Genomic DNA, 21,816 nt, shown 5'->3' on the forward strand with positions numbered 1-21,816 from the left:
CGGTATCGCTTAACCCTGGCAAGTTGCAGGAAATCGAGCGCAATAAATTGGCCGCTTAAACGCGGTCATTTGGACAACTGGGTTGAAAATCGCCGATCCAGGAACAGAGGAATAGCGGTGGGGTTAAACGCCAGCGCATTGAACGGATGCCACAGAACGAAGACCAGTGTACTGATTGCGACACTACAGGCAGCCTTTACGTGCCCCGACGCCAGGATGTTTCTCGGTATAAGTACGCCCCTGAAGAAGGCTTCTTCGAGTAGCGATGGGAACACGAACAATATGATGGGCAGTACGGGCGTGATTGGCGAATCCAGCCACCCGAATTGAAATAAACCGGCACCGAAACCAACCGATACCGATATGATTGCGAACACCGGGAGCAGGGCCCAGGCCTTCAACGGGGCCTGGAAAGGGGAAGTCAGAAAACCCTGGCCAAGGTTGTTACCGAGGTACTTTACGGGCTTTGGTGAAATCATAGGATTGCGGGCTCACAAAATAGTCCCGTCCCGGTTTTCATTTGCTCTCGACCGCGAATGCCTCATGGAATGTGACTGAACCAGCAGGAAAGGCAGAGCCGAACCTGAGCGCTTGAAAATATTCAGTAGGAACGTCAGGGAGGGTTAGGTCGGGAACGGGTCTGAAACCGAATCTTCCGTAATAGCCGGGGTCTCCAACCAGGACGCATCCTTTCGCCCCTTCATGTTTCAAAGCATCAAGAGCGCTGCGCATCAGGCTGGTACCAACACCCTGACGCTGATACTCCGGCAACACCGAAACCGGACCAAAACCGAACCAGCCCTTTGACCCATCAGAAATGTGGACAGGGGATACCGCTACATGCCCAATGACTTCGCCATTGCACTCCGCAACAAGTGAAATGGACAATGCCCGAGCGTTTCGGAGCGCTTCAACAATTTGTGGCTCGGTTCCCGAGGCGTGTGCAGCGCTCGCGAACGCCGCTTCTGTGACACGACGAATTGCGGATATGTCCCGTTGCTGCTCTGGCCTGATTGTAATGTTCATTCGCGAGCCACCCCTTTAAGACCTCACGCCGGACGGAGCGACATTCTCATGCTTTGGCTTGTCGCCGGTGGAATTTGAAAAGCAGTACTTCACAAAGCTGACAGGTGTCTAGTGTATCGGGGGCTTGCCAGCCGAAGGCGTAATGCAGTGGGCGTCGCCGTGCCTGAACTGGTTTTGTTTAGGACCCCGAAATTTTATCGAAAACATACTTATAGTCTTTGCTGTGAAATGTCGTCATCGCATATGTTTTACCACTATGGTGCGCTGAGTACTTGTTGATGAGTTCTGCAGCGCGATCAATAAGCGACTGAATTTCCACTCTCGACAAGGGGTATCTCTCAAAAAAAGACACTCCCTTTTGTGCATTTTTCAATGATAGATGAGCAATCTCTGTATGACGATGACGAATATACAGCGTTTTCACTAAAGGGTCTCGATCCGAAACTGATTTAATATCCTCATCAATCTCACCAGCAACGAGCGGTTTTCTACAAAAACTATCAAGATCGTTCGATTGAAAGTACTCATCCTTTAGATGATCAATCTTAAATTTGTTGAGCCAGCTTCTTACTGATAGATTCTTTTCATCTTGATCATATATTCTTGCCAAGGTAGCGCGAGTAGCCTCCAGGTGCGCGTTACGTGTAAGTGACCAAAAATGCTTGGATTTGTTCATTGCCTTGCTATGGTGAGGTATTTCGTCCTCAATCGCGCGATACATCTCAAAGAACATATACGCGGCTTGCAACTCGGAGACGAGCTTTTCTGTCATTCTATCAAATTCAGCCAAATCCAATTCATTCCTCCCAGCAGACATAAGGCGAAGCAAAGCGGCGGCCCGTCAGGGGCGCCTTGCGCGTATTGTTAAAACTTTCAATCTCTATCCCGTCGTCCAGAGATTACGCTTAAAACATTAACGACGGCATTCGTTGCTTCCGCGCACAAGGCCGCTAGCCTAAAATCAGCAGTGCGGCGATGCGTCAAATCGTTAGCTAAACCCAATGACGCCCGAGCGTGGCGCCGTATGTTTTCATTCGACTTGCCAGGAATCATCGCGGATATATAAGCGCCGATCATGCGTTTTGCATCAGTTTTGGATGGAGAAATATCTTCTTTGCTCGGATGCAGTTCTGGGTCGTAAACAGCCTGCACTACGGAAATCAGAGTTTCGCGGGCGAGCAAGCCAACACCTTGATATTGCTCCTCTGTTGTAGCCTGCGCCAATCGAAGTTTTATCTCACCCATACTACGATCCACTCGGACCCAACCCGTGGGATCATCGAACACAGGATCAATTATTTGCGACTTCATCCCCTTAACTGTCTCGATCAGGGGATCGAACATTTTTCCGAGATATTCTCTTCTAGACTGATAGGTGGGAAGTGACCCATCGCTCCATTTCCCGTACCACTGCCACAGATCAGCGAAAGGGTTTGGGTTGTCTAAGTTCCTCTCTCGTAAACCTTCTGCGATTTCTGAATATCTTGCCTGATACTCAGTATTTACACTCTGAATCCTGGCTCCACCGGTTGAAACAGAAACCATTAGGTTTTTCTGAAGCTCAAGATTATTCAGCAGGTCTTCGTGAGTAGTTCTGTAGGCTTTACCTTGAATATCCTCAGTCAATTCTGGCGAAACAATTACTTCGTCAATCCAAGATTGGCTGTAAGACCGAAACAAAGTCTCTGCTTTATTTTTTATGCTTTGCTCGATTCCTTTTATCTCTAGCTCAATATTGGAATATAGTTCAAGAGGAACGCGGCAATAGATGCCGTAGATGGTTGTTCCTCCATCCCAGTTGTCATAACCGCTCACCTCAATAGAACAGGTACCTTGAGACAGAACTTGAAATTCAGCGGCTAGTTTTTCTCGCCGAAAAAGGTTAGCGAGGGTAGCGATTATCCGCCTTGTATCGTCAATAACTGGATCCATGTTTCCCTAGTTTTAACGCCTCCAGCATGCGCGGCTACGGAATGAAGGCGAAGCCGCAATGTAGTAGGCGTCGCCGTGCCTGGCATTGTTATGTATTGCCTTCACTAAATGAAAACACATACTTTTTCGTGAAGCTATATGGGTCTGATACGTAGTCTTCCGCAACTTCGGAAGGGTCATCAAACCAAGAGTGGTGAGACCACTTCCATTTTTTTGTACCATCGAATTCGTTAAAGGAATCCCAACTAGATCTCTTCTCATAAGAGTTGCATGTCAAGATCAAGCACTCAGTTAAACGTGGCAAGAAGACTATCTCCGAAAAAACCCGATTAAGGGCTATAGATTTTGGTTCAAAATAAATTCCAACATGAACCGATTTTAACTTACTATGATTCAAAATATTATAAGTCGTATCATATTCATCTTCTGATGTTAATGCGGCTAGTGCTGTGCTAATACCAAATGGACGCCGCCGTTTCGTTTTCTCAACGTCGCTCTCAACAAATGAATCCGATCCGCCTCTACGCGTCAGAAGATCAATCACTGAACGCTTATTTTGGACTAGTTCAAAGTCATCGTATTTTACAGTTCGAATATCAAACAACTCATTGATTTCCGGTGTTTTTCCTGAGGCGCTTAGAGTGTGCTCGAACACTCCATTAATAAACTCCTGCGCTTTGTCCATCGTTGGAATCAATGATTCCATCTCTTTAATAGCCTCTTTTGCCAAAGCAAATTCTGTAGCTGGTGGTGACACTAATTGATTATTGTCGCTAGCGGGCGCGACCAAAAAAGCCTCTCGAAAGTCTCTTAAGTGTGCGGCATCGGCGCAAAATTTTTCTTGCGAAGTACCCTGTCGTATGAAATGCGGTGTTTGACTGGAGTGGCCTAAAAAGGCATCTCGAAGAGCGCTCTCAACATCGGAATAATAGACGGGGCCTTTCTCTTTATTCAAACAAGCCTTGATAAATTCATAGGTAAAAAGGCTGATTCGGTCCCCTGCAAGTGAAAACTGACCTTCTGTGCAAGAGGAAAATTGAACGAAGTTGGAAAACTTGTTCTTCAAAGTGTATGACAGTGGAGTTACATGATTTTTGATTAAGTTGCGGCCAGCCTCACATGCATCTATTACAACCACCGATAATTCGGCCTGGAACTGGCGAATCAATTCAAATGCATCGTTTCTTGATAGACCAGTGGTATTGGGTGAAGACTCTTTAAAATCTGAAAAGCACATGAAAAAGTCATCGGAGTTTGAGAGGCCGTGGCCAGAGAAGTACAAAAAAACCTCTTCAAACCCTTCACCAGACTCCGCCAACTCTCTAATCTCATCTTTAACTAAGTCAACTGGCTTATCTATATAGTCCAATATTCTACTGAATTTTTTAGTCGCCAACAGCAACTCGCGCATCTGATGAACATCGTTAGCACAGCAATTTAATGTCGATAATTCATCGTATTTTGTATTTCCTATGAGTATTGCAATATTCTGACTCATTTATTACACCTAGATTCATGCAGTAGTTTTATACTCAGTTATTCTATATCCCGAATTAATGAGGAGTTAAATTAACAGAATTTATTTTAATGCTTGCATTGGATCGTAATCAGACTTTCGCCAAAGCACATAACAGCGTACTCGATAGACGTATTCATGATTAGTGAAATGTGACGTCTTCATTTGTGCGCCCTATGATTACGCCATTTCTAAGCAACCTACGAATAAATATAGCCTTAAATCAGTAGATTACCACCCAGCCTCGCCAAGAAACCGCAATATCATCGCGTAATAACGAAGCGGTCACACGAATACAGGCCCAGCTCAGACAATCCCAACCCCAAAATAAAAAGGCCCGAAGTTCTCACCCCGGGCCTTCTTACTAACTCACCACTAAATCACCTCAACCGCACTTGCTATCGCCGCAAGCAAGGCAGGTAGCGCAACCGTCCATCACGATTACCGCCTTGGTGCTGCACTTGCCGCACATGGTGGCGTTGGCGGGGTAGTCGTTGCTGGTGTCGTCGTTCGTAGCCGTGCTCTGGCTGGCTTCGAACTCGGCGCGCTTCTCGGCGAGGATGCGCTTGGTGGTTTCGCTCATTTCCTCGCTTTCCAGCAGGCCGATGGCCTTCAGGTGCTTCTCGATCACGGCGCCGATTTCGGCGACCAGTGAGGGCATGAACACGCCGCCTTTCTTGAAGTAGCCGCCGTTGGGGTCGTACACGGAGCGCAGCTCTTCTACCAGGAAGGTCACGTCACCGCCTTTGCGGAACACCGCGGAGATAACGCGGGTGAGGGCGATAACCCACTGGAAATGTTCCATCGACTTGGAGTTGATGAACACTTCGTAGGGCTGGCGGCTTTCGTGGTCCGTTCCCTCGTTGAGCAGGATGTCGTTGATGGTGATGTACATCGCGTGCTCGGCCACCGGCGGCTTGATTTTGTAGGTGGTGCCCAGCAGGAAGTCCGGTCGTTCGATGTATTCGTTCATCTGGACCGGCTTGGTTTCTGCCTGTACCGGCGCCTGGTGCTCGGTCGGGGTTTCGGTCTCGGCCTTCTTAACGCGGTAGCCGACGATTTTGTTGCTGATTTTGACTGTCATGTTGGTTGTCCTGTTGTCGGTTCCCGGATCAGTACTTGCCGTAGGTGCCTTCTTTGAGCGCATCAAACAGGTTGGCGGCGTTGTGGATTTCGCCGTCGTACTCCACCTGTTCGTTACCGCGCAGGGTCACCTTGCTGCCATCGTCCAGGGTGAACTCGTAAAGGGTGTTCTCAAGGTCTTTCTCTTTAACCAGTACGCCCTGGAAGGCTTCCGGGTTGAAGCGGAAGGTGGTGCAACCTTTCAGGCCCTTGTCGTAGGCGTACAGGTAGATGCCCTTGAAGTCCTGGTAGGCGAAGTCTGTCGGAACGTTGGCCGTCTTGGAAATCGAGGAATCTACCCACTTCTGGGCGGCTGCCTGGATGTCCACGTGCTGCGTCGGCGTTACGTCGTCCGAGGTGGTGAAGTAGGACGGCAGTTTCTTGTCCTCGTCTTCGGAGAACGGCATGGCGCCCGGGTTCACCAGGTGGCGGTAGGCCAGCAGCTCGAAGGAGAAGACGTCTACCTTTTCCTTGGTCTTGCGGCCTTCGCGGATGATGTTACGCGCGTAGTGGTGCGAGAAGCTCGGCTCGATGCCGTTACTGGCGTTGTTGGCCAGTGACAGGCTGATGGTGCCGGTGGGCGCGATGGAAGTGTGGTGGGTAAAGCGTCCACCTTTCTCGGCCAGCTGCTTCACCAGCTCCGGCTCCACGTGGGCGATCTGCTGCATGTAACGGCTGAAGCGGGCGTGCAGCAGTTTGCCCTTGAGGATGTCGCCGACCTTGTAGCCTTCTTTGGCCAGCTCCGGGCATTTGGTCATCATCTTCGGGGTGATTTCGAACTCTTCGTCCATGATCGGCGCCGGGCCTTTCTCTTCGGCCAGGGCCAGGGACTGGCGCCAGCCTTCTACGGCCATCTCGCGCACCACTTCCTCGGTGAACTGCACGGACTCGTCAGAACCGTACGGCATACGCAGCATGGCGAGGGTGGAACCCAGGCCCAGGATGCCCATGCCGTGGCGGCGCTTGTGGGTGATCTCATGGCGCTGCTCCGCCAGCGGCAGGCCGTTGATTTCCACCACGTTGTCCAGCATGCGGGTGAAGATGCCCACTACCTTGCGGTATTTCTCGTAGTTGAAGCTGGCCTTGTCGGTGAACGGGTATTCCACGAACTTGGTCAGGTTCACCGAGCCCAGCAGGCAGCTGCCATATGGGGGCAGGGGCTGCTCGCCGCAGGGGTTGGTGGCGCGGATATCCTCGCAGAACCAGTTGTTGTTCATCTGATTGACCTTGTCGATCAGGATAAAGCCCGGCTCGGCGTAGTCGTAGGTGCTGGTCATGATGGTGTCCCAGATGAACTGGGCCTTGACCGTCTTGTAGATGCGGCAGGCAACCTTGCCTTCATCGTTGACCACGTAACCGTCCTGCACCGGGAAATCGCGGTACAGGTACTGGGAGGTGTCGCTCAGGTCCAGGCCTTCGTCTTCCACTTCCTTCTTGGTCACAGGGAAGGAGAGGTGCCAGTCGTCGCCGTTACGCACGGCTTCGATGAAGTCCTCGGTGATCAGCAGGGACAGGTTGAACTGGCGCAGGCGGCCGTCTTCACGCTTGGCCTGAATGAACTCGATCACGTCCGGGTGGTGAACGTCGAAGGTGGCCATCTGTGCACCGCGGCGGCCACCGGCGGAGGACACGGTGAAGCACATGCGGTCAAAGATATCCATGAACGACAGCGGGCCGGAGGTGGTGGCGCCGGCGCCGGCTACGTAGGCGCCGCGGGGGCGCAGGGTGGAGAACTCGTAACCGATACCGCAGCCGGCCTTGAGGGTCAGGCCTGCTTCGTGGTTCTTCTCCAGGATGTCGTTCATGGAGTCATGGACGGTGCCGGAGACGGTGCAGTTGATGGTGGAAGTCGCCGGCTTGTGGGCTTCGGCACCGGCGTTGGAGGTAATACGACCGGCCGGAATGGCGCCGTTCTGCAAGGCCCAGATGAAGTCCTTCATGTGCTTGGTGCGCACGGACTTGTTTTCCACTTCCGCCAAGGCCTTTGCCACACGTTCGTAGGTGGCGTTGATGTCCTTGTCGACGGGTTCACCGGTCTTGGTCTTGAGCTGGTATTTGCTGCTCCAGATATCCAGTGAAGCTTCCTGCATGGGAATCGTTGTGATCACTGCCTGTGCCTTAGCGTTCATTGCCACCCTCGGTTCTTCCAGTATGTCTCTTTTCGATGGCGCCGTCGCCGGTGCCATACCCTTTTGAGTCGTGTTGCGTCTGTCAGTTTCTGTGTCTTGCGGGCCCGGCTTGGGCTGATAGGGAAAAAGACCACAAGATGTGGGGTCCTCCCTGCCAGCCGTTGACGGCCGTTCCCGTTGTGTGATCGTTGCTGTGGGCCTGGCTGAGGCCTTCTCACGCCTGCCGGGTGGGCAGGTCCGGTTTGTCCTTGTGGCCCTATATATGGGCTTATTTTTCAAGGAGTATAACAGGATATAGTATTGTGTGAATAAGAACGCAACTATTGATTGGGGGTAGGGAGCAAAGAAAATCAATGGAAGAGGGCTTGAAAATATCGAAAGCCGCGTAAAAACCGACGCTTGGGAAAGATTGCTCAAAAACACTACATATTGTGGTCAGAAAACCGCCAGACTGTGATCTGGATTCGGATTCCGGCTACAAAAAAAGCGGGGCTGATTGCTCGCCCCGCTTTCCATTACTCGGCCACAGCCAGTGATTCAGCTCAACAGCAGACTGTCGTCATCCACTTCCAGGCCGCGCTGTTTCTCGAACAGCCCGAGCAGGTCCTTCACTTCCAGACCTTCCCGATCCTCACCGGCAATATCGAACACCACCTGGCCCTGGTGCAGCATCACCGTGCGGGTGCCGACTTCCAGTGCCTGTTTCATGCTGTGGGTAACCATCAGGGCAGTGAGTTTCTGCTCCTCGATGATTTTTTCGGTCAGTTCCAGCACGAAGGCGGCGGTTTTCGGGTCCAGGGCGGCGGTGTGCTCATCCAGCAGCAGGATGCTGGAGGGCGTCAGGCTGGCCATCAGCAGGCTTACGGCCTGGCGCTGACCACCGGAGAGCAGGCCCATCTTGTCGCCGAGGCGGTTTTCCAGCCCCAGTTTCAGGGAGGAGAGGCTCTCGCGGAACTGGCCCAGGTATTGTTTCTTGACCGCCGAGGTCAACCCACGGCGCTGGCCACGCTTGATGGCGAGGGCCAGGTTCTCTTCGATGGACAGGTTCTCGCAGGTGCCCGCTAGAGGGTCCTGGAACACCCGGGCCACCCGCGCCGCACGCTTGTGAGTGGGCAGGCGGGTGACATCCTGGTTGTCCACGATGATCTGGCCCGAATCCACAATCACTTCGCCGGCGAGAGCGTTGAGGAAGGTGGATTTGCCGGCACCGTTACTGCCGATCACGGTGACAAATTCACCCTGGTTCACGGTCAGGCTCATGCCCCGGAGTGCCGGGTTTTCCAGCGGCGTTCCCTTGCCAAAAGTGAGTCGGAGATCGCTTGCACTGATCATGTCGATTCCTCAGGCCTTTTTGCGGGTGAATTTGCCGATCACGGAATTGCGCACGCCCGGCAACACGATGGCCAGGGTCACAAGCACGGCGGTAATCAGGTTCAGGTCCTGAGCCTGCAGGCCGAGTACGTCGGCGTTCAGGGCGAAGGCAATGGCCAGGCGGTAGATGATGGCGCCCACCACACAGGCGATCAGTGCCCGGACAACCGTGGAGGGGGTAACCAGGGCTTCACCGCCAATCAGGGAGGCCAGGCCGATAACGATCACGCCGACCCCCATGGTCACATCTGCCGCGCCCTGGCTCTGGGCGAACAGCGCACCGGCCAGGCCTACCAGTCCGTTGGACAGGGCAACACCGAGAACGATCATGCCGCCGGTGGCAATGCCCTGGGCCCGGGCCATGCGGGGGTTGGCGCCGGTGGCGCGCATGGCCAGACCGGTTTCGGATTTCATGAATCGCCAGAGCAGGATCAGTGAAATGAAGACCACCACCACGAACAGCAGCACCGGTACCTGGTGGAATGCCAGGCCCAGGTCATACCAGGGCGTGAGTACGGTTTCCTCGGTCAACAGCGCCACGTTGGGCCGGCCCATGATCCGGAGGTTCACCGAGTACAGGGCGATCATGGTGAGGATCGAGGCCAGCAGGTTCAGGATGTTGAGCTTGACGTTAAGCAGCGCGGTCACGGCACCGGCCGCCATACCGGCGAGTACGGCGGCACCGGTGGCAATCCAGGGATTCCAGCCGGCGATGATCAGCATGGCGGCCACGGCGGCACCCAGGGGGAAGCTGCCGTCAACGGTGAGATCGGGGAAGTCGAGAACGCGGAAAGAGATGTAGATGCCGAAGGCGACCAGGCCATAGATGAGGCCGGTTTCCAGGGCGCCGTAAAAAGCGATTTCACTGAGCATGGGTAGTATTCACTGTGAAAGAAAAACGGGCGGGCCCTTGTGGGGTCCGCCCGTGTTGGTCAGGGCGTTTACTTGTCGTTTTTGACGACTTTTTTCGCTTCCTTGACGAAATCTTCGGACAGGGTGATGCCCATGCGCTCGGCGGCGCCCGGGTTCACGTACAGGTCCAGGGTGTCCATGGTTTCAACGGGCATGGTGGCGGTGTCCGCGCCTTGAAGCACGCGGTAGACCATCTTGCCGGTCTGGCGGCCATGCTCGTAGTAGTTGAAGCCGAGGGCTGCCACGGCACCACGCTCAACGGTGGCGGTGTCAGCGGCGAACACCGGAATGTCTGCGCGCTCGCCCACGGCGATAACCGCTTCGGCGGCACTGATCACGGTGTTGTCTGTGGTCAGGTAGATGGCATCGGCTTCACCCACCAGGGAGCGGGCGGCACCCAGAACCTCGGAGGTCTTGGTGGCGGCGGCCTTGACCAGTTCCAGGCCACGGGCGGCCAGGCGCTCCTCAAGCATATTGACCAGGGAAACGGCGTTGGCTTCACCCGGGTTGTACACGGTGCCGATACGCTTGGCATCCGGCATCACCCGCTGGAGCATGTCCAGGTGCTTCTCGAGGGGCAGCATGTCGCTGACGCCGGTGATGTTGGCGCCCGGTGCTTCCAGGCTCTGGACCAGCTTGGCTCCAACCGGGTCGGTCACTGCGGAGAAAACCACAGGGATGTTGCGGGCGGCCGCGGCTACGGTCTGCGCAGACGGAGTGGCGATGGCCACGATCACATCCGGCTGTTCACCGATGAACTTGCGCGCGATCTGGGAGGCGATGGCGGAGTTGCCCTGGGCGCTCTCGTGCATCACGGTCAGGTTTTCGCCTTCCTTATAGCCTTGCTCGGCCAGCTGGTCCTTCACGCCCTGGTAAACGGCGTCCAGAGCCGGATGTTCGACGATCTGCGTGATGGCAACCGTCTTGGCTTCCTGGGCCTGTACCAGGCTTGCCGCTGCCAGCAGGGAGGCACCCAGAAGAGTGCGCAGAGTTCTCTTGGCCATATACCCATCTCCGAGTTTTTAGTGGTTTCAGGTGTGTCGGGTCTGACGTCCGGAAAGAGCGAGAGTTTATCACAGGCCGGGGGCGTAAGGGGTAGGGGAAGTTGCCCGCCGCAAGGTTTTTCACCGAACAAGTTGTAAATTCTAATTGTTTTGCGCCCGTCACGTTTTGACGGGCGAATGTGTGTTGAAATACCCTACGAAAGTCTAATAATACGCCTGATAAGGCGAACAATTAAAAGCACTGTGACGCATAAGGAAGGTCCATGGACACAACAAACAAACTTCCCCTGGATATGGTCTATCACTGGGAGAAGGCGAAGAAGAACGATCTCTACATGACCCAGCCTGTGGGCGACGGCAAGGTGGTGGAATACACCTGGGGTCGTGCGGTAGAAGAGGCGCGCCGGATGGCCGCCTATCTGAAATCCCTGAACCTCCCGGAAAAGAGCCGGGTGGGGATCATTTCCAAGAATTGCGCCCAGTGGGTCATGTCAGATTGGGCCATTTGGATGGCCGGCCACATTTCCGTTCCCCTGTATCCCACGCTGAACGCGGACACCGTCAACTACATCCTGAACCATGCCGAGTGCGAGGTGTTGTTCGTCGGCAAGCTGGATGACTGGGACATGATGAAGCCCGGCGTTCCCGAATCGGTGCGCTGTATTTCCTACCCCCTGAGCCCGCCCAACGATTTCGAGACCTGGGACGATATCGTCAGCAAGTACCCGCCGCTGGAGGAGAATGTTCAGCGGGATCCGGAGGAGCTGGCCACCATTGTTTATACCTCCGGCAGCACCGGCCGGCCCAAGGGCGTGATGCTGAGTTTCAATAACATGGCGTTTGCCGCCGCCGGTGGCATCGAGACCCTGGGCGTCGGCCCGAACGAGCGCATGCTGTCCTATCTGCCCTTGGCCCATGTGTTCGAGCGCACCTTTGTGGAGCTGGGCTCGCTGTACTCCGGCTTCCAGCTGTATTTTGCAGAATCCCTGGATACCTTTGTCCAGGATCTTCAGCGGGCTCAGCCCACATTGTTCCTGTCTGTGCCCCGCCTGTGGGTGAAGTTCCAGCACGGTGTGCTGCAGAAGCTGCCGAAGGAGAAGATGGATCGCCTGATGAAGATCCCGCTGGTGAACCGGCTGATCAAGAAGAAGGTGCTCAAGGGCCTGGGCCTGGACAAGGTAAAGCTGGCCGGCAGTGGCTCGGCGCCGCTGTCCCACGATGTGCTGGACTGGTACCGCAACCTGGGCCTGGAGCTGCTTGAGGGTTACGGCATGTCCGAGAACTTTGCCTACTCCCACATGAACAAGCCGGGGCGGACCCGTACTGGTTATGTGGGCGAGTCCCTGCCGGGTGTGGAAACGAAGATCAGCGAGGAAGGTGAGGTGCTGGTCAAGAGCCCGGCCACCATGATGGGCTACTACAAGGACGAAGAGAAAACCCGGGAAACCTTTACCGAGGACGGCTTTCTGAAGACCGGCGACAAGGGCGAGATCGACGAGATGGGCCGCCTGAAAATCACCGGCCGTATCAAGGAAATCTTCAAGACCAGCAAGGGCAAGTATATTGCGCCTGCGCCGATCGAGAACCGCCTGATGTCCCACGATGCCATCGAGATGGTGTGCGTGTCCGGCGCCAACCAGACCCAGCCCCACGCCCTGGTGATGCTCGGTGAGGAGACCCGGCCAAAACTCGCGGACGACAACTACCGCAAGCAGCTTGAGGACAGCTTCAAGAGCCTGATCCAGGAAGTAAACAAGACCGTGGATCCCCACGAGCAGCTGGCGTTCATCACCGTGGTCAGTGACGAATGGTCCATTGAAAACAGCTTCCTGACTCCGACGCTCAAGCTGAAGCGGAACGTGGTGGAGGATGCCTACCAGGAGAAAGTAGCCAACTGGTACGCCCAGAAGCAGCCGGTGATCTGGCAGTAAACCGCGGTTGACCGCACCATCGTGCCAACGAGAGGGCCCGGAATTTCCCGGGCCCTTTCTGTATCCGGCCATTTCTGGCCGACGTTAGTCGCATGTTGAAAACGCCGGCTCGGGCCTAAACTTCTGTTAGTCAGGAGGAAGTTATGACCCAGTTGGCCCTATTCCAGAAACGAATCAATGAAGATATTCCACTGTCCCGTGCGCTGGGTATCCAGCTGCATTCCTGGGATGGTCACGCCCTGGTGCTGAGCGCGCCACTTGAGCCTAACCGCAACCACCAGGGCACCGGTTTCGGTGGCAGTGTCTATTCCGCTGCGGTAACCGCTGCCTGGAGCCTCACAGAGCTGGCCCTGTGGGATCTGGGGCTCAGGGGAGCCGTAGTCGTGCAGAGTGGCAATATCGATTACCTGGAGCCGGTCACCAGCGATTTCTATGTGGTGTGCCGGTTGCCCGGGGAGGAGATTCCCGAGCGCTTCCGAAAGAGTCTTGCCCGGCACGGCAAGGGGCGGCTGGATCTGACCGCTGAAGTGTTCTGTGGCGAGCCTACGGTGCTGCCGAAGACCGATCCGGTGGCGGTATTCCAGGGACGTTTCGTGGTTCAGGATGTACGGTCCAGAGTCGATCTATGATCTGATAAGCGGTGGGCCGCTCTGCTAAACCTCAGGCAATGCTCCGGGTATTGGAAATGGAGCGGCTCATCAGGATGATCGGCACGATGCCGGCAAGAACAATGATCAGTGAGGGCAGGGCGCTGTGGAACAGGCGCTCGTCCGAGGCGAACTGGTACACGTAGGTCGCCAGTGTCTCGAAGTTGAACGGCCGGAGAATCAGCGTGGCCGGCAACTCTTTCATGCAATCCACGAACACCACCAGAGCTGCGGTCAGCAGGGTGCCCCGGAGCATCGGTAGGTGAACATGCACCAGTGTCTTGCCCGGGGTATAGCCCATGGAGCGCGAGGCCATATCCATGCTGGGCGTGATCTTCTGCAGAGCGCTTTCGACGCTGCCGGCCGAAACCGCAAGGAAGCGGACGGTATAGGCGAACACCAATGCGAAAGCACTGCCGCTTAGCAGCAGGCCGGTGCTGATCCCGAAGGCCTCCCGCATCAGGCTGTCCAGCCAGTTATCGAACCCCGCAAGAGGCACAATCACGCCCACTGCCAGTACCGCGCCCGGCATGGCATAGCCAAGGCTGGAAAGGCGCAAGAGGACCTGCATGCCCCGGGTATTATGCAGGCGCCGGCTGTAAGCCAGAATAACGCCGATCAGCAGGGTGGTCATGGCAGCGGCGCTGGACAGGAACAGGCTGTTCAGGGTGTTCTGTATGAAATCGGGGTTCCAGCTTTCTTCGAAATATTCCCAGGCATACAGGCCGAGGGTTCCGGCAGGCACCACGAAGCCGAGGATGAACGGGATGGCGCAAACAGCGACGCAGACCAGTTGCCGTGGAAAGGACATGGTGAAGCGGCGGATCGGATCCCGGTTGTCACGAGCCGCATACTGCTGCTGACGGCGGCGGGAATAGCGTTCCAGGGTTACCAGGATCACCACAAACACCAGCATGGTGGTGGCAATCTGCGCGGCACCGCCGAGGTTGCCCAGGTTCATCCAGGTATCGAACAGCCCCGCAGTCAGCGTCTGCACGGCAAAGAAATCCACGGTGCCAAAATCGTTCAGGGTTTCCATCAGTACCAGGGACAGGCCGACGGCGACGGCGGGCCGGGCGATGGGCAAAACTACCCGGAAGAAGGTGCTCAGTGCCGAATGGCCCAGGCTGCGGCTGACCGCAAACAGGGACGGCGATTGCTCCAGGAAGGCGGCCCGGGCCAGCAGGTAGACATATGGGTAGAGCACCAGCCCGATCATCAGGGTGGCGCCCTCGAGGCTGCGGATCTCCGGGAACCAGTAGTCGGAGGCATTCTGCCAGCCAAACCAGTCGCGGAGGGTGCGCTGAACCGGGCCGGCATAGTCCAGCAGGCTGGTATAAACATAGGCAATCACGTAAGCCGGAACCGCGAAGGGCAGCAGCATGGCCCATTCGAAGAACTTGCGCCCCGGGAATTCGCACATGGTCACTGCCCAGGCGCTGGACAGACCGATTGCCAGGGTAATGGCGCCGACGCCGACCATGAGCTGGATGGTGGTCCACAGGTAGCGTGGCAAGGTGGTGTTGATCAGGTGAGGCCAGATGTTCTCCTCGGGAAAGAAGGCGAGGAAGATCACCGAGAGAACAGGGAGCGCGACAATGGCGGTAATAAGAGTGGCGGAAACGATCCAGCGACGGGAAGCGCGTTTTGCCAGCAAGGGCTGGGAAAGCCCCGGATCAGCGGCGGTTACGGCTTCGGTCATGGTGCTCCCGTCTGTCAAATGGAACTGAGAAAGATTGAGGATTGTAGTCAGCTGTCAGTTGCACTGCAATGACTCACGTCATTTTAGGTACCGGCAGGCCCTACAGGAAAAGGGCGCCGCAGCGCCCTTTCCGTCGTTCCATTGCAACCGTTCCGCTCCGGTTACTCGCCGTCGTAGTTGACGCGGTCAACCAGTTTTACGGCTGCCTCGCGGTTCTCCGCGATGGTCTGCAGAGAGAGGTCGTCCGGATTGATCTCGCCCCATTCTGCAACCAGGCCGGTCGGCTTCACTTCCGGGTTGGCCGGGTACTCGGTGTTCGCCTCGGCGTAGATACGCTGGGCTTCCGGAGAAGACAGGAACTCCATCAGCTTGACCGCGTTCTCGCGGTTGGGCGCGCTCTGGGTCATCGAGATACCGCTGATGTTCACGTGGGTGCCCCGGCCATCGGCGTTCGGGAACACCAGGCGAACCTGCTCGGCGATCGGGCGTTGGTTCTCGTCCTGCAGCATGTTGCCGTAGTAATAGCTGTTGCCGATGGAGATGTCACAAACGCCTTCGGCAATGGCCTTGATCTGGTCACGGTCGCCGCCCTGCGGCTTGCGTGCCAGGTTGTCTTTTACATCCTGCAGCCACTGCTCGGTCCACTCTTCGCCGTGATGGGCGATCATTGAGGAGAACAGGGCGATGTTGTACGGGTGCTTGCCGCTGCGGGTACAGATGCGGTCGTTCCATTTGTCATCGGCCAGCCCTTCATAGGTGGTGATTTCACCCTCCTTGACGCGCTCTTTCGAGGTGAAGATCAGGCGGCCGCGGGTGGTCAGGGCAAACCACTTTCCTTCCGGGTGACGCAGGTTTTCCGGGATGTTGCTGTTCAGCACCTCGCTGTCCACGCCCTGGACCAGATCACGCTCGACCAGCTCATTGATGCGGGAGATGTCCACGGTCATGACCACGTCCGCCGGGCTGTTACGGCCTTCGCGCTCCAGGCGCTCGGCAAGACCCTGTTTGGCGAAGACCACGTTGGTCTCGATGCCGGTCTCTTTCTCGAACGCGTTGAGTAGCGGCTCGAGCAGGTAGGGCTGACGGTAGGAGTAGATGTTAACTTCACCCTCGGCGGACGCGGAGAGAGGCATGGCCGCCAGGGCCATCGCTGCAGTCGCTGCCAGTTTCATGCGCATGTTGATGTTACCTCTGCCAGATATGAGTTTGTTTCGCTTCTAATAGTTGAAAGCATGTAAAAACAGCAACCATTCTCATTTGTGTTGGCGGTAGAGTCAATATCACCTTTGGAATATTTCAGGCAAAATGGTGGTATTCTTCAGAACACTCTAAAAAACATGAAGTTTTTCGTAACACAGGGATTCCAGAATGACCGGCAAAGCAGGGATGATGCGCAGAGTCTTCTTTCTTTTTATACCAATGGTCGCCGTCTTGCCCGGCTGCGCAAGCTACTACAGCTATTTTGCCATGTTTCCGGCCGAGAATTCACTGGGTGAGTCCCGCCAGGTACGGGTGTCCTGGGACTCGGCGGAGTATCCGGGCTGGTGGATCCTCGACGACCGTTCCACCGCTTTGAAAGTGGAAACCCAGTGCAGCGACCGGATATGGCGCCTGCGGGACGACTCCCACGAGAATGCGGGAAGTTGTGGGAACGGAATCCGGGCCTGCGCGGAAGTCGGGGTCGATCGGGTGGTAGTCCGTCGGGAAGAACTGGATTCATCGGCTTGCCTCGTGGTGAACCCGGGGCAGGGCAATGCCCGGATTGCAGACATCGAGGGTCGCCTTGAGTTGCTGGTTGCCTGTGAGCCGGTGAGTCCCGAATCGGAGCGCGAAGGCGAAACCCTCAATATGGATTATCTTCGTGCTTCGCCGGTTCCATACACTGTCTATACTCGTAAAGTACCCCGCGGGTCCCTGAGTGCCAGCCTTCCGGCCTTCGATGACTCCGCCTGCGACTAGGCCGGGGTGAGCGGTGTGAATCAGATCACGGGGTTACAGTCTGTTTACGTTAGGTTACTTTCTGGATCTTTTGGGGTACGAAACTGTAATGGACTCTTGTGTAAGCTGGTTCAGAATGTCAAACATCTAAAAATGAATAATTTTCAGGGGTGACTCTCGTGGGTGTCCAGCAGAGAAAAGTTGCGGTTCATGACTTGGAAGTGGGCATGTTTGTGTCCGATCTGGACCGGCCCTGGCACCAGACTCCGTTTCCGATCCAGGGTTTCTACATCCGCTCAGAGGACGACATCCGGGCGCTGAAATCCCATTGCCGCTGGGTGATGATCGACGTCGCTGAAGTCCGCGATACCGCGAAATTCGAGCAGGGTGAGATCAAGCCGGCTTTCGGGCGCCGTGCCCTCAGGCGAGGCGGTGATCGCGAGGAACTCAAGCTGCCGCCGCTGGCGATCCAGGAGCCGGTTAAGTACGAGACCACCACCACCCTGAAAAAAGAGATCAAGGTATCCCGTCAGCTTCTGGACGACGCCGAGATTGCCCTCGAGCGTGCGTTCGAATCCCTGCAAGAAGGTGGCGAGGCCGACCTTCGCCCGGTGGCTGAGATAACCCGTAAGATGGTCGCCAGCGTGATTCGTCACCCCGACGCGCTGCTGTGGCTGAGCCGGATCCGTGCCCACGACGATTATATCTATCGTCACTCCCTCAACACCTCCATCTGGGCGCTGGTGTGTGGTCGCCATCTCGGTCTGAATGAAGGCCTCCTGAATCATCTGGGCATGGGCTGCCTGTTGTCCCAGGTGGGTAAGACGGTTCTGCCGCGCTCCCTGCTGAATCACGAAGGGCAGTTCAGCGCCGAAGATTATGCCCGTTACCGCACCTATGTTGAGAAGGGGCTCGCCATGCTCGAGGGTACGGGTGTGTCCCGTGCCGTGCTCAGCGTGGTCGGCGGGCACCGGGAACGGCACAACGGTTCCGGTTTCCCGCAGGGTGTCCGGGGTACCCGGATCCCGCTGATGGCGAAAGTCGCCGGTATTGCCGAGTATTTCGAAAGCCTGATCGGGCCCCGGGACGGTGGCGATGACCCCATGACACCGGCCAAGGCCGTCAGCCTGCTGTATGAGATGAGAAACATCGAGTTCCAGGAAGATCTGGTGGAGAATTTCATTCAGGCGATTGGTGTCTACCCGACAGGCAGTCTGGTGGAACTCAGCGACGGCCAGCGTGGCATCGTGGTTTCCCATTCCCCGGAACGCCGGTTGTGGCCGAAGGTGATGGTGATGACCGACCAGGATCACAAGCCCCTGAAGTCCGCTCACATCATTGATCTTGCCAGGTACAACGAAAGCCGCGACGTTAACGAAGCCCTGATCGTGAAGGAATGCCTGCCGCACGGCTCCGAGGGTCTGGATCCTTCCCGCTATGACGTTACCGGTGCGGAGTCCCGCTGGAATTTCAGTCGTCTGATCAGCGGATAATCACCCGCAGGCTCTTGCGTACCCAGCGGTAGGTGTTTTCGGGGCGGAAGCTCATCACCAGTTCCGATTCACCACCGCTGTCCCCACTGACGAAATAGTCCACCTCGGCACTCTGCCAGCTCCACGCGTGTATGGTGACATCCTCCGGGCGGGTGCTGATGGCCTCGATCTCCGCGAGGGCCGTGTCGCCTCCAATGCGTTGCACCCGGACGCTCTTGATTCCGATTTCACTGGCGGAGTGGCTGGCCACGTCTTCATCCAGGTAATAGCCGTTGCTGACAGTGGTGGTGATGTCCTTCAGTTCCCGGCGCAGATAGGTTCGAGCGTCTTCGTTGTCTATTTCATCCAGGGTCCGGATGGCTTCCAGGATGCGATCTCGTTTGGCCTGCAGGTCCTGCCGGTATTCCACATCCGGGTCCCAGTCTTCTTCGTTTTCCGGGCGTTCCGGGGCGTTCTGTATCTGCTCGGGAGTGGGAGGCGATTCGCAGAGTTCATCTCCCTCCGGATGGAAGCAGATCCTGGCCAGTAGCTGGTTCGCAGGTGAGGGCGTTGTGCCCATGGCGGTGAACTCTGTGGTCGGTACGTTGAAATCAATAGCGGCATCAAGCAAGGGTAAGGCTGCGTTCAGCTGGTCGATCACCCGTTGGCGGATTTCGATGCCCTCGTCTTCCTGCACGCCCTGGGTCCAGTCCAGCGACATCAGCAGGCGGGTCATGTTCATCAACGGGCCATTGTCCAGCAGGTTCAGCTCCGTCCGGGTATGGGTGCGAAGGCCTTCCGCGTCGACCGTCGGTGTTTGCAGGGCGCTGCGAAGGTCGGGGAAGAACTCCAGCAGGGTAACGTTGGGTCTGGCAGGTACCCCGTCTGCCAGGACGAGATCTCCGACCTGAAAGCTTAAAGTCTCGCCGGGATAATAGCGGAACTGGCCGTTGACGTTGGTGGTGCCGCTCTGGCTCGCCGTCCGGAAGCCCAGGCCGCTGAATCCATTGAAATTGAGCTGGCCGGTGTCCACGGCCGTGCCGCCGCCGTCATCGCTGCCCAGGCAGCCGGCCAGGGCAAGGGTGCTCAGGAGGATGGTCAGGGGCGCAGTTCGGTGAACGAATTTCATGATTCGGCGTACATCCCGGTCTTGATAGCTGGCAGCGGAGAGTCTGGCCAGCGTTTTGTAAGTTGTTGTAACTGCATTATAGGGATGGCAGTTGGCCGATATCGCGATTCCTGTCGCAGTTTGGCGGTTTTGCCGGGGCTACCCGGCATACCCTTGAATTTCACGAGGTTGCCACAATGAATAGCACTCTACTTTTTGGCGTGGGCGGCTGTGCAGGCTGCCACCGAAATCCAACGGATCCGGGATGAGCTATGACCAACGCACTGGAAATTGAGGGCCTCACCAAGACCTATGGTGACGGGTTCCAGGCCCTGAAGGGGATTGATCTTCATGTCAGGGAAGGGGATTTCTTCGCGTTGCTGGGCCCCAATGGCGCCGGCAAATCCACGACGCTGGGCATCGTCTGTTCACTGGTGAACAAGACCGCCGGCAAGGTCCGCGTGTTCGGGCACGACATCGACACCAACCTCGCGGATGCGAAACTGAACCTCGGGGTCGTGCCCCAGGAGTTCAACTTCAACCAGTTTGAAAAGGTGTTCGACATCGTGACCACCCAGGCAGGCTATTACGGCATTCCTCTCAGTCGGGCCTCGGTGTCCGCCGAGAAGTACCTCAAGAAGCTGGGCCTCTGGGACAAGCGCAACACGCCGGCCCGCATGCTTTCCGGTGGCATGAAACGCCGCCTGATGATTGCCCGGGCACTGGTACATGAGCCGAAACTGCTGATTCTCGATGAGCCCACCGCCGGCGTGGATATCGAGCTGCGCCGGTCCATGTGGACCTTCCTGGAAGAAATGAACCGGGAAGGCACCACGATCATCCTGACCACCCATTACCTGGAAGAGGCCGAAGCCCTGTGCCGGAACATTGCCATTATCGACCATGGCAAGATTCTCAAGCACACCAGCAAACGCGAGCTGCTGCAGCAGCTGAGCGTGGAAACCTTCGTGCTGGATACCGAGAAAGAACTCTCCGGTGTACCGGAGCTGGAAGATGTCACCTGCCGTATCAATGACGAGAGTGCCCTGGAAGTGGATGTGGAAAAGGGACAGGCCCTGAATACGGTATTTGCCCAGCTGGATCAGCTCGGCATCAAGGTGGTCAGCATGCGGACCAAGGCCAACCGGCTTGAGGAGCTGTTTATCCGGATGGTGGAAGAGAATGCCGTCGAAGCCCGCAAGAACGTGGAGGGTGCGGCATGAAGCTTGATGCATTGTGGGTCGCGTTCTACACCATCGTTCTGCGTGAGGTGCGCCGGTTTACCCGAATCTGGCCGCAGACGCTGTTGCCACCGGCAGTCACCATGACGCTCTACTTCATCATCTTCGGTAACCTGATCGGTTCACGGATCGGTGAGATGGGCGGCTTTAACTACATGCAGTTCATCGTCCCCGGGCTGATCATGATGGCGGTGATCACCAATTCCTACGCCAACGTGGTGTCGTCCTTCTTCTCCATGAAGTTCCAGCGCAGCATCGAGGAGCTGTTGGTGTCCCCGGTGCCGAACTGGGTGATCCTCGCCGGCTATGTGACCGGTGGCATGGCCCGGGGCCTGGGTATCGGCGTTATTGTTACGGCGCTGTCCCTGGCGTTCACCCAGCTGTCGATCCACAGCTTTCCGATGGTGGTGGTGACGGTGTTCCTGACCTCGGCCCTGTTTGCCCTGGGCGGATTTATCAATGCCATGCTGGCGACCAAGTTCGACGACATCTCGATTGTGCCAACCTTTGTGCTGACTCCGCTGACCTATCTGGGCGGGGTGTTCTACAGCATCGACATGCTGCCGGGGTTCTGGCAGGGCGTGTCCATGGCGAACCCGATCCTGTACATGGTGAACGGCTTCCGCTTCGGCATACTGGGAGTTTCGGACGTTAATCCGTTCGTGTCTCTTGGTATGATTCTGTTCTTCATCGTTGTACTGGCGTTCGTTGCTCTGCGTATGCTCGAACGGGGCAAGGGCATCCGCCACTGATTTCAGGAACAAA

General features: G+C 56.3%; 19 protein-coding genes. 6 read left to right on the plus strand and 13 right to left on the minus strand.

The features are described from left to right. Nucleotides 1–65: 65 nt before the first annotated feature. From DET50_RS19775 to DET50_RS10815, 10 genes are all read right to left on the minus strand, one after another. The gene (locus tag DET50_RS19775; protein ID WP_113862863.1) at nucleotides 66–479 is read right to left on the minus strand and encodes a CPBP family glutamic-type intramembrane protease; all 414 of its coding nucleotides are present in this window, start codon (nucleotides 477–479) and stop codon (nucleotides 66–68) included. Between the two features lie 37 nt (nucleotides 480–516). Beyond that, nucleotides 517–1,026: a GNAT family N-acetyltransferase gene (locus tag DET50_RS10775; RefSeq protein WP_113862864.1), complete on the minus strand. Its 510-nt coding sequence runs from the start codon at nucleotides 1,024–1,026 to the stop codon at nucleotides 517–519. Between the two features lie 178 nt (nucleotides 1,027–1,204). Next, nucleotides 1,205–1,816, minus strand: coding sequence for an AbiU2 domain-containing protein (locus tag DET50_RS10780; protein ID WP_147252209.1), 612 nt, complete (start codon nucleotides 1,814–1,816; stop codon nucleotides 1,205–1,207). A gap of 83 nt (nucleotides 1,817–1,899) precedes the next feature. Continuing rightward, nucleotides 1,900–2,958 (minus strand): hypothetical protein, encoded by a 1,059-nt coding sequence (locus DET50_RS10785; RefSeq protein ID WP_113862866.1) that lies wholly within the window; start codon nucleotides 2,956–2,958, stop codon nucleotides 1,900–1,902. Between the two features lie 88 nt (nucleotides 2,959–3,046). Then, a complete protein-coding gene (locus tag DET50_RS10790) occupies nucleotides 3,047–4,456 on the minus strand; it encodes a caspase family protein (RefSeq protein ID WP_113862867.1) in 1,410 nt (469 codons plus the stop codon). A gap of 403 nt (nucleotides 4,457–4,859) precedes the next feature. Beyond that, nucleotides 4,860–5,558 (minus strand): TSCPD domain-containing protein, encoded by a 699-nt coding sequence (locus tag DET50_RS10795; protein WP_113862868.1) that lies wholly within the window; start codon nucleotides 5,556–5,558, stop codon nucleotides 4,860–4,862. 28 nt (nucleotides 5,559–5,586) lie between these two features. Then, complete coding sequence (locus DET50_RS10800) at nucleotides 5,587–7,725, minus strand: adenosylcobalamin-dependent ribonucleoside-diphosphate reductase (protein WP_113862869.1); 2,139 nt, start codon at nucleotides 7,723–7,725, stop codon at nucleotides 5,587–5,589. A gap of 537 nt (nucleotides 7,726–8,262) precedes the next feature. Then, nucleotides 8,263–9,057, minus strand: coding sequence for an ABC transporter ATP-binding protein (locus DET50_RS10805; protein ID WP_113862870.1), 795 nt, complete (start codon nucleotides 9,055–9,057; stop codon nucleotides 8,263–8,265). Nucleotides 9,058–9,066: 9 nt separating this feature from the next. Beyond that, nucleotides 9,067–9,969, minus strand: a complete 903-nt coding sequence (locus DET50_RS10810; protein ID WP_113862871.1) for an ABC transporter permease — start codon at nucleotides 9,967–9,969, stop codon at nucleotides 9,067–9,069. 68 nt (nucleotides 9,970–10,037) lie between these two features. Then, the gene (locus tag DET50_RS10815; RefSeq protein WP_113862872.1) at nucleotides 10,038–11,012 is read right to left on the minus strand and encodes an ABC transporter substrate-binding protein; all 975 of its coding nucleotides are present in this window, start codon (nucleotides 11,010–11,012) and stop codon (nucleotides 10,038–10,040) included. A gap of 263 nt (nucleotides 11,013–11,275) precedes the next feature. Between DET50_RS10815 and DET50_RS10820 the strand changes: the two genes are divergently transcribed. Continuing rightward, the gene (locus DET50_RS10820) at nucleotides 11,276–12,943 is read left to right on the plus strand and encodes an AMP-binding protein (RefSeq protein WP_113862873.1); all 1,668 of its coding nucleotides are present in this window, start codon (nucleotides 11,276–11,278) and stop codon (nucleotides 12,941–12,943) included. A 143-nt stretch (nucleotides 12,944–13,086) separates the two neighbouring features. Beyond that, nucleotides 13,087–13,572 carry a thioesterase domain-containing protein gene (locus tag DET50_RS10825; protein ID WP_113862874.1) on the plus strand — a complete coding sequence of 162 codons (486 nt, stop codon included), beginning with the start codon at nucleotides 13,087–13,089 and terminating at the stop codon, nucleotides 13,570–13,572. Nucleotides 13,573–13,603: 31 nt separating this feature from the next. Here the strand turns inward: DET50_RS10825 and DET50_RS10830 are convergent, their stop codons facing one another. Both DET50_RS10830 and DET50_RS10835 read right to left on the minus strand, forming a co-directional pair. Then, nucleotides 13,604–15,292: an ABC transporter permease gene (locus DET50_RS10830; RefSeq protein ID WP_113862875.1), complete on the minus strand. Its 1,689-nt coding sequence runs from the start codon at nucleotides 15,290–15,292 to the stop codon at nucleotides 13,604–13,606. Nucleotides 15,293–15,453: 161 nt separating this feature from the next. Beyond that, complete coding sequence (locus DET50_RS10835; protein WP_113862876.1) at nucleotides 15,454–16,470, minus strand: Fe(3+) ABC transporter substrate-binding protein; 1,017 nt, start codon at nucleotides 16,468–16,470, stop codon at nucleotides 15,454–15,456. Between the two features lie 190 nt (nucleotides 16,471–16,660). Here DET50_RS10835 and DET50_RS10840 point away from each other — a divergent pair, with 190 nt between their 5' ends. Both DET50_RS10840 and DET50_RS10845 read left to right on the plus strand, forming a co-directional pair. Then, the gene (locus DET50_RS10840; protein ID WP_258546110.1) at nucleotides 16,661–17,251 is read left to right on the plus strand and encodes a hypothetical protein; all 591 of its coding nucleotides are present in this window, start codon (nucleotides 16,661–16,663) and stop codon (nucleotides 17,249–17,251) included. 158 nt (nucleotides 17,252–17,409) lie between these two features. Next, on the plus strand, nucleotides 17,410–18,723 hold the full coding sequence (locus DET50_RS10845; protein ID WP_113862877.1) for an HD-GYP domain-containing protein: 1,314 nt from the start codon (nucleotides 17,410–17,412) through the stop codon (nucleotides 18,721–18,723). Here DET50_RS10845 and DET50_RS10850 read toward each other — a convergent pair. Beyond that, the gene (locus tag DET50_RS10850; protein ID WP_113862878.1) at nucleotides 18,713–19,831 is read right to left on the minus strand and encodes an organic solvent ABC transporter permease; all 1,119 of its coding nucleotides are present in this window, start codon (nucleotides 19,829–19,831) and stop codon (nucleotides 18,713–18,715) included. The genes DET50_RS10845 and DET50_RS10850 overlap by 11 nt on opposite strands. A 251-nt stretch (nucleotides 19,832–20,082) precedes the next feature. Here DET50_RS10850 and DET50_RS10855 point away from each other — a divergent pair, with 251 nt between their 5' ends. Together DET50_RS10855 and DET50_RS10860 are read left to right on the plus strand one after the other, a co-directional pair. After that, entirely contained in the window at nucleotides 20,083–21,033 is a 951-nt protein-coding gene (locus DET50_RS10855) for an ABC transporter ATP-binding protein (RefSeq protein WP_113862879.1), read from the plus strand. After that, nucleotides 21,030–21,803, plus strand: a complete 774-nt coding sequence (locus tag DET50_RS10860; RefSeq protein ID WP_113862880.1) for an ABC transporter permease — start codon at nucleotides 21,030–21,032, stop codon at nucleotides 21,801–21,803. Before DET50_RS10855 ends, DET50_RS10860 begins: the two co-directional genes overlap by 4 nt. Nucleotides 21,804–21,816 lie beyond the last annotated feature (13 nt).

The sequence above is a fragment of the Marinobacter pelagius genome (assembly GCF_003315345.1).
Classification (GTDB): Bacteria; Pseudomonadota; Gammaproteobacteria; order Pseudomonadales; family Oleiphilaceae; genus Marinobacter; species Marinobacter pelagius_A.

Coding starts and splice junctions, on each gene's coding strand:
- DET50_RS10835 (WP_113862876.1), bottom strand. CDS start 16,470: ATGCGCATGAAACTGGCAGCGACTGCAGCGATGGCCCTGGCGGCCATG.
- DET50_RS10855 (WP_113862879.1), top strand. CDS start 20,083: ATGACCAACGCACTGGAAATTGAGGGCCTCACCAAGACCTATGGTGAC.
- DET50_RS10790 (WP_113862867.1), bottom strand. CDS start 4,456: ATGAGTCAGAATATTGCAATACTCATAGGAAATACAAAATACGATGAA.
- DET50_RS19775 (WP_113862863.1), bottom strand. CDS start 479: ATGATTTCACCAAAGCCCGTAAAGTACCTCGGTAACAACCTTGGCCAG.
- DET50_RS10800 (WP_113862869.1), bottom strand. CDS start 7,725: ATGAACGCTAAGGCACAGGCAGTGATCACAACGATTCCCATGCAGGAA.
- DET50_RS10795 (WP_113862868.1), bottom strand. CDS start 5,558: ATGACAGTCAAAATCAGCAACAAAATCGTCGGCTACCGCGTTAAGAAG.
- DET50_RS10810 (WP_113862871.1), bottom strand. CDS start 9,969: ATGCTCAGTGAAATCGCTTTTTACGGCGCCCTGGAAACCGGCCTCATC.
- DET50_RS10860 (WP_113862880.1), top strand. CDS start 21,030: ATGAAGCTTGATGCATTGTGGGTCGCGTTCTACACCATCGTTCTGCGT.
- DET50_RS10825 (WP_113862874.1), top strand. CDS start 13,087: ATGACCCAGTTGGCCCTATTCCAGAAACGAATCAATGAAGATATTCCA.
- DET50_RS10815 (WP_113862872.1), bottom strand. CDS start 11,012: ATGGCCAAGAGAACTCTGCGCACTCTTCTGGGTGCCTCCCTGCTGGCA.
- DET50_RS10805 (WP_113862870.1), bottom strand. CDS start 9,057: ATGATCAGTGCAAGCGATCTCCGACTCACTTTTGGCAAGGGAACGCCG.
- DET50_RS10820 (WP_113862873.1), top strand. CDS start 11,276: ATGGACACAACAAACAAACTTCCCCTGGATATGGTCTATCACTGGGAG.
- DET50_RS10785 (WP_113862866.1), bottom strand. CDS start 2,958: ATGGATCCAGTTATTGACGATACAAGGCGGATAATCGCTACCCTCGCT.
- DET50_RS10775 (WP_113862864.1), bottom strand. CDS start 1,026: ATGAACATTACAATCAGGCCAGAGCAGCAACGGGACATATCCGCAATT.
- DET50_RS10840 (WP_258546110.1), top strand. CDS start 16,661: ATGACCGGCAAAGCAGGGATGATGCGCAGAGTCTTCTTTCTTTTTATA.
- DET50_RS10830 (WP_113862875.1), bottom strand. CDS start 15,292: ATGACCGAAGCCGTAACCGCCGCTGATCCGGGGCTTTCCCAGCCCTTG.
- DET50_RS10850 (WP_113862878.1), bottom strand. CDS start 19,831: ATGAAATTCGTTCACCGAACTGCGCCCCTGACCATCCTCCTGAGCACC.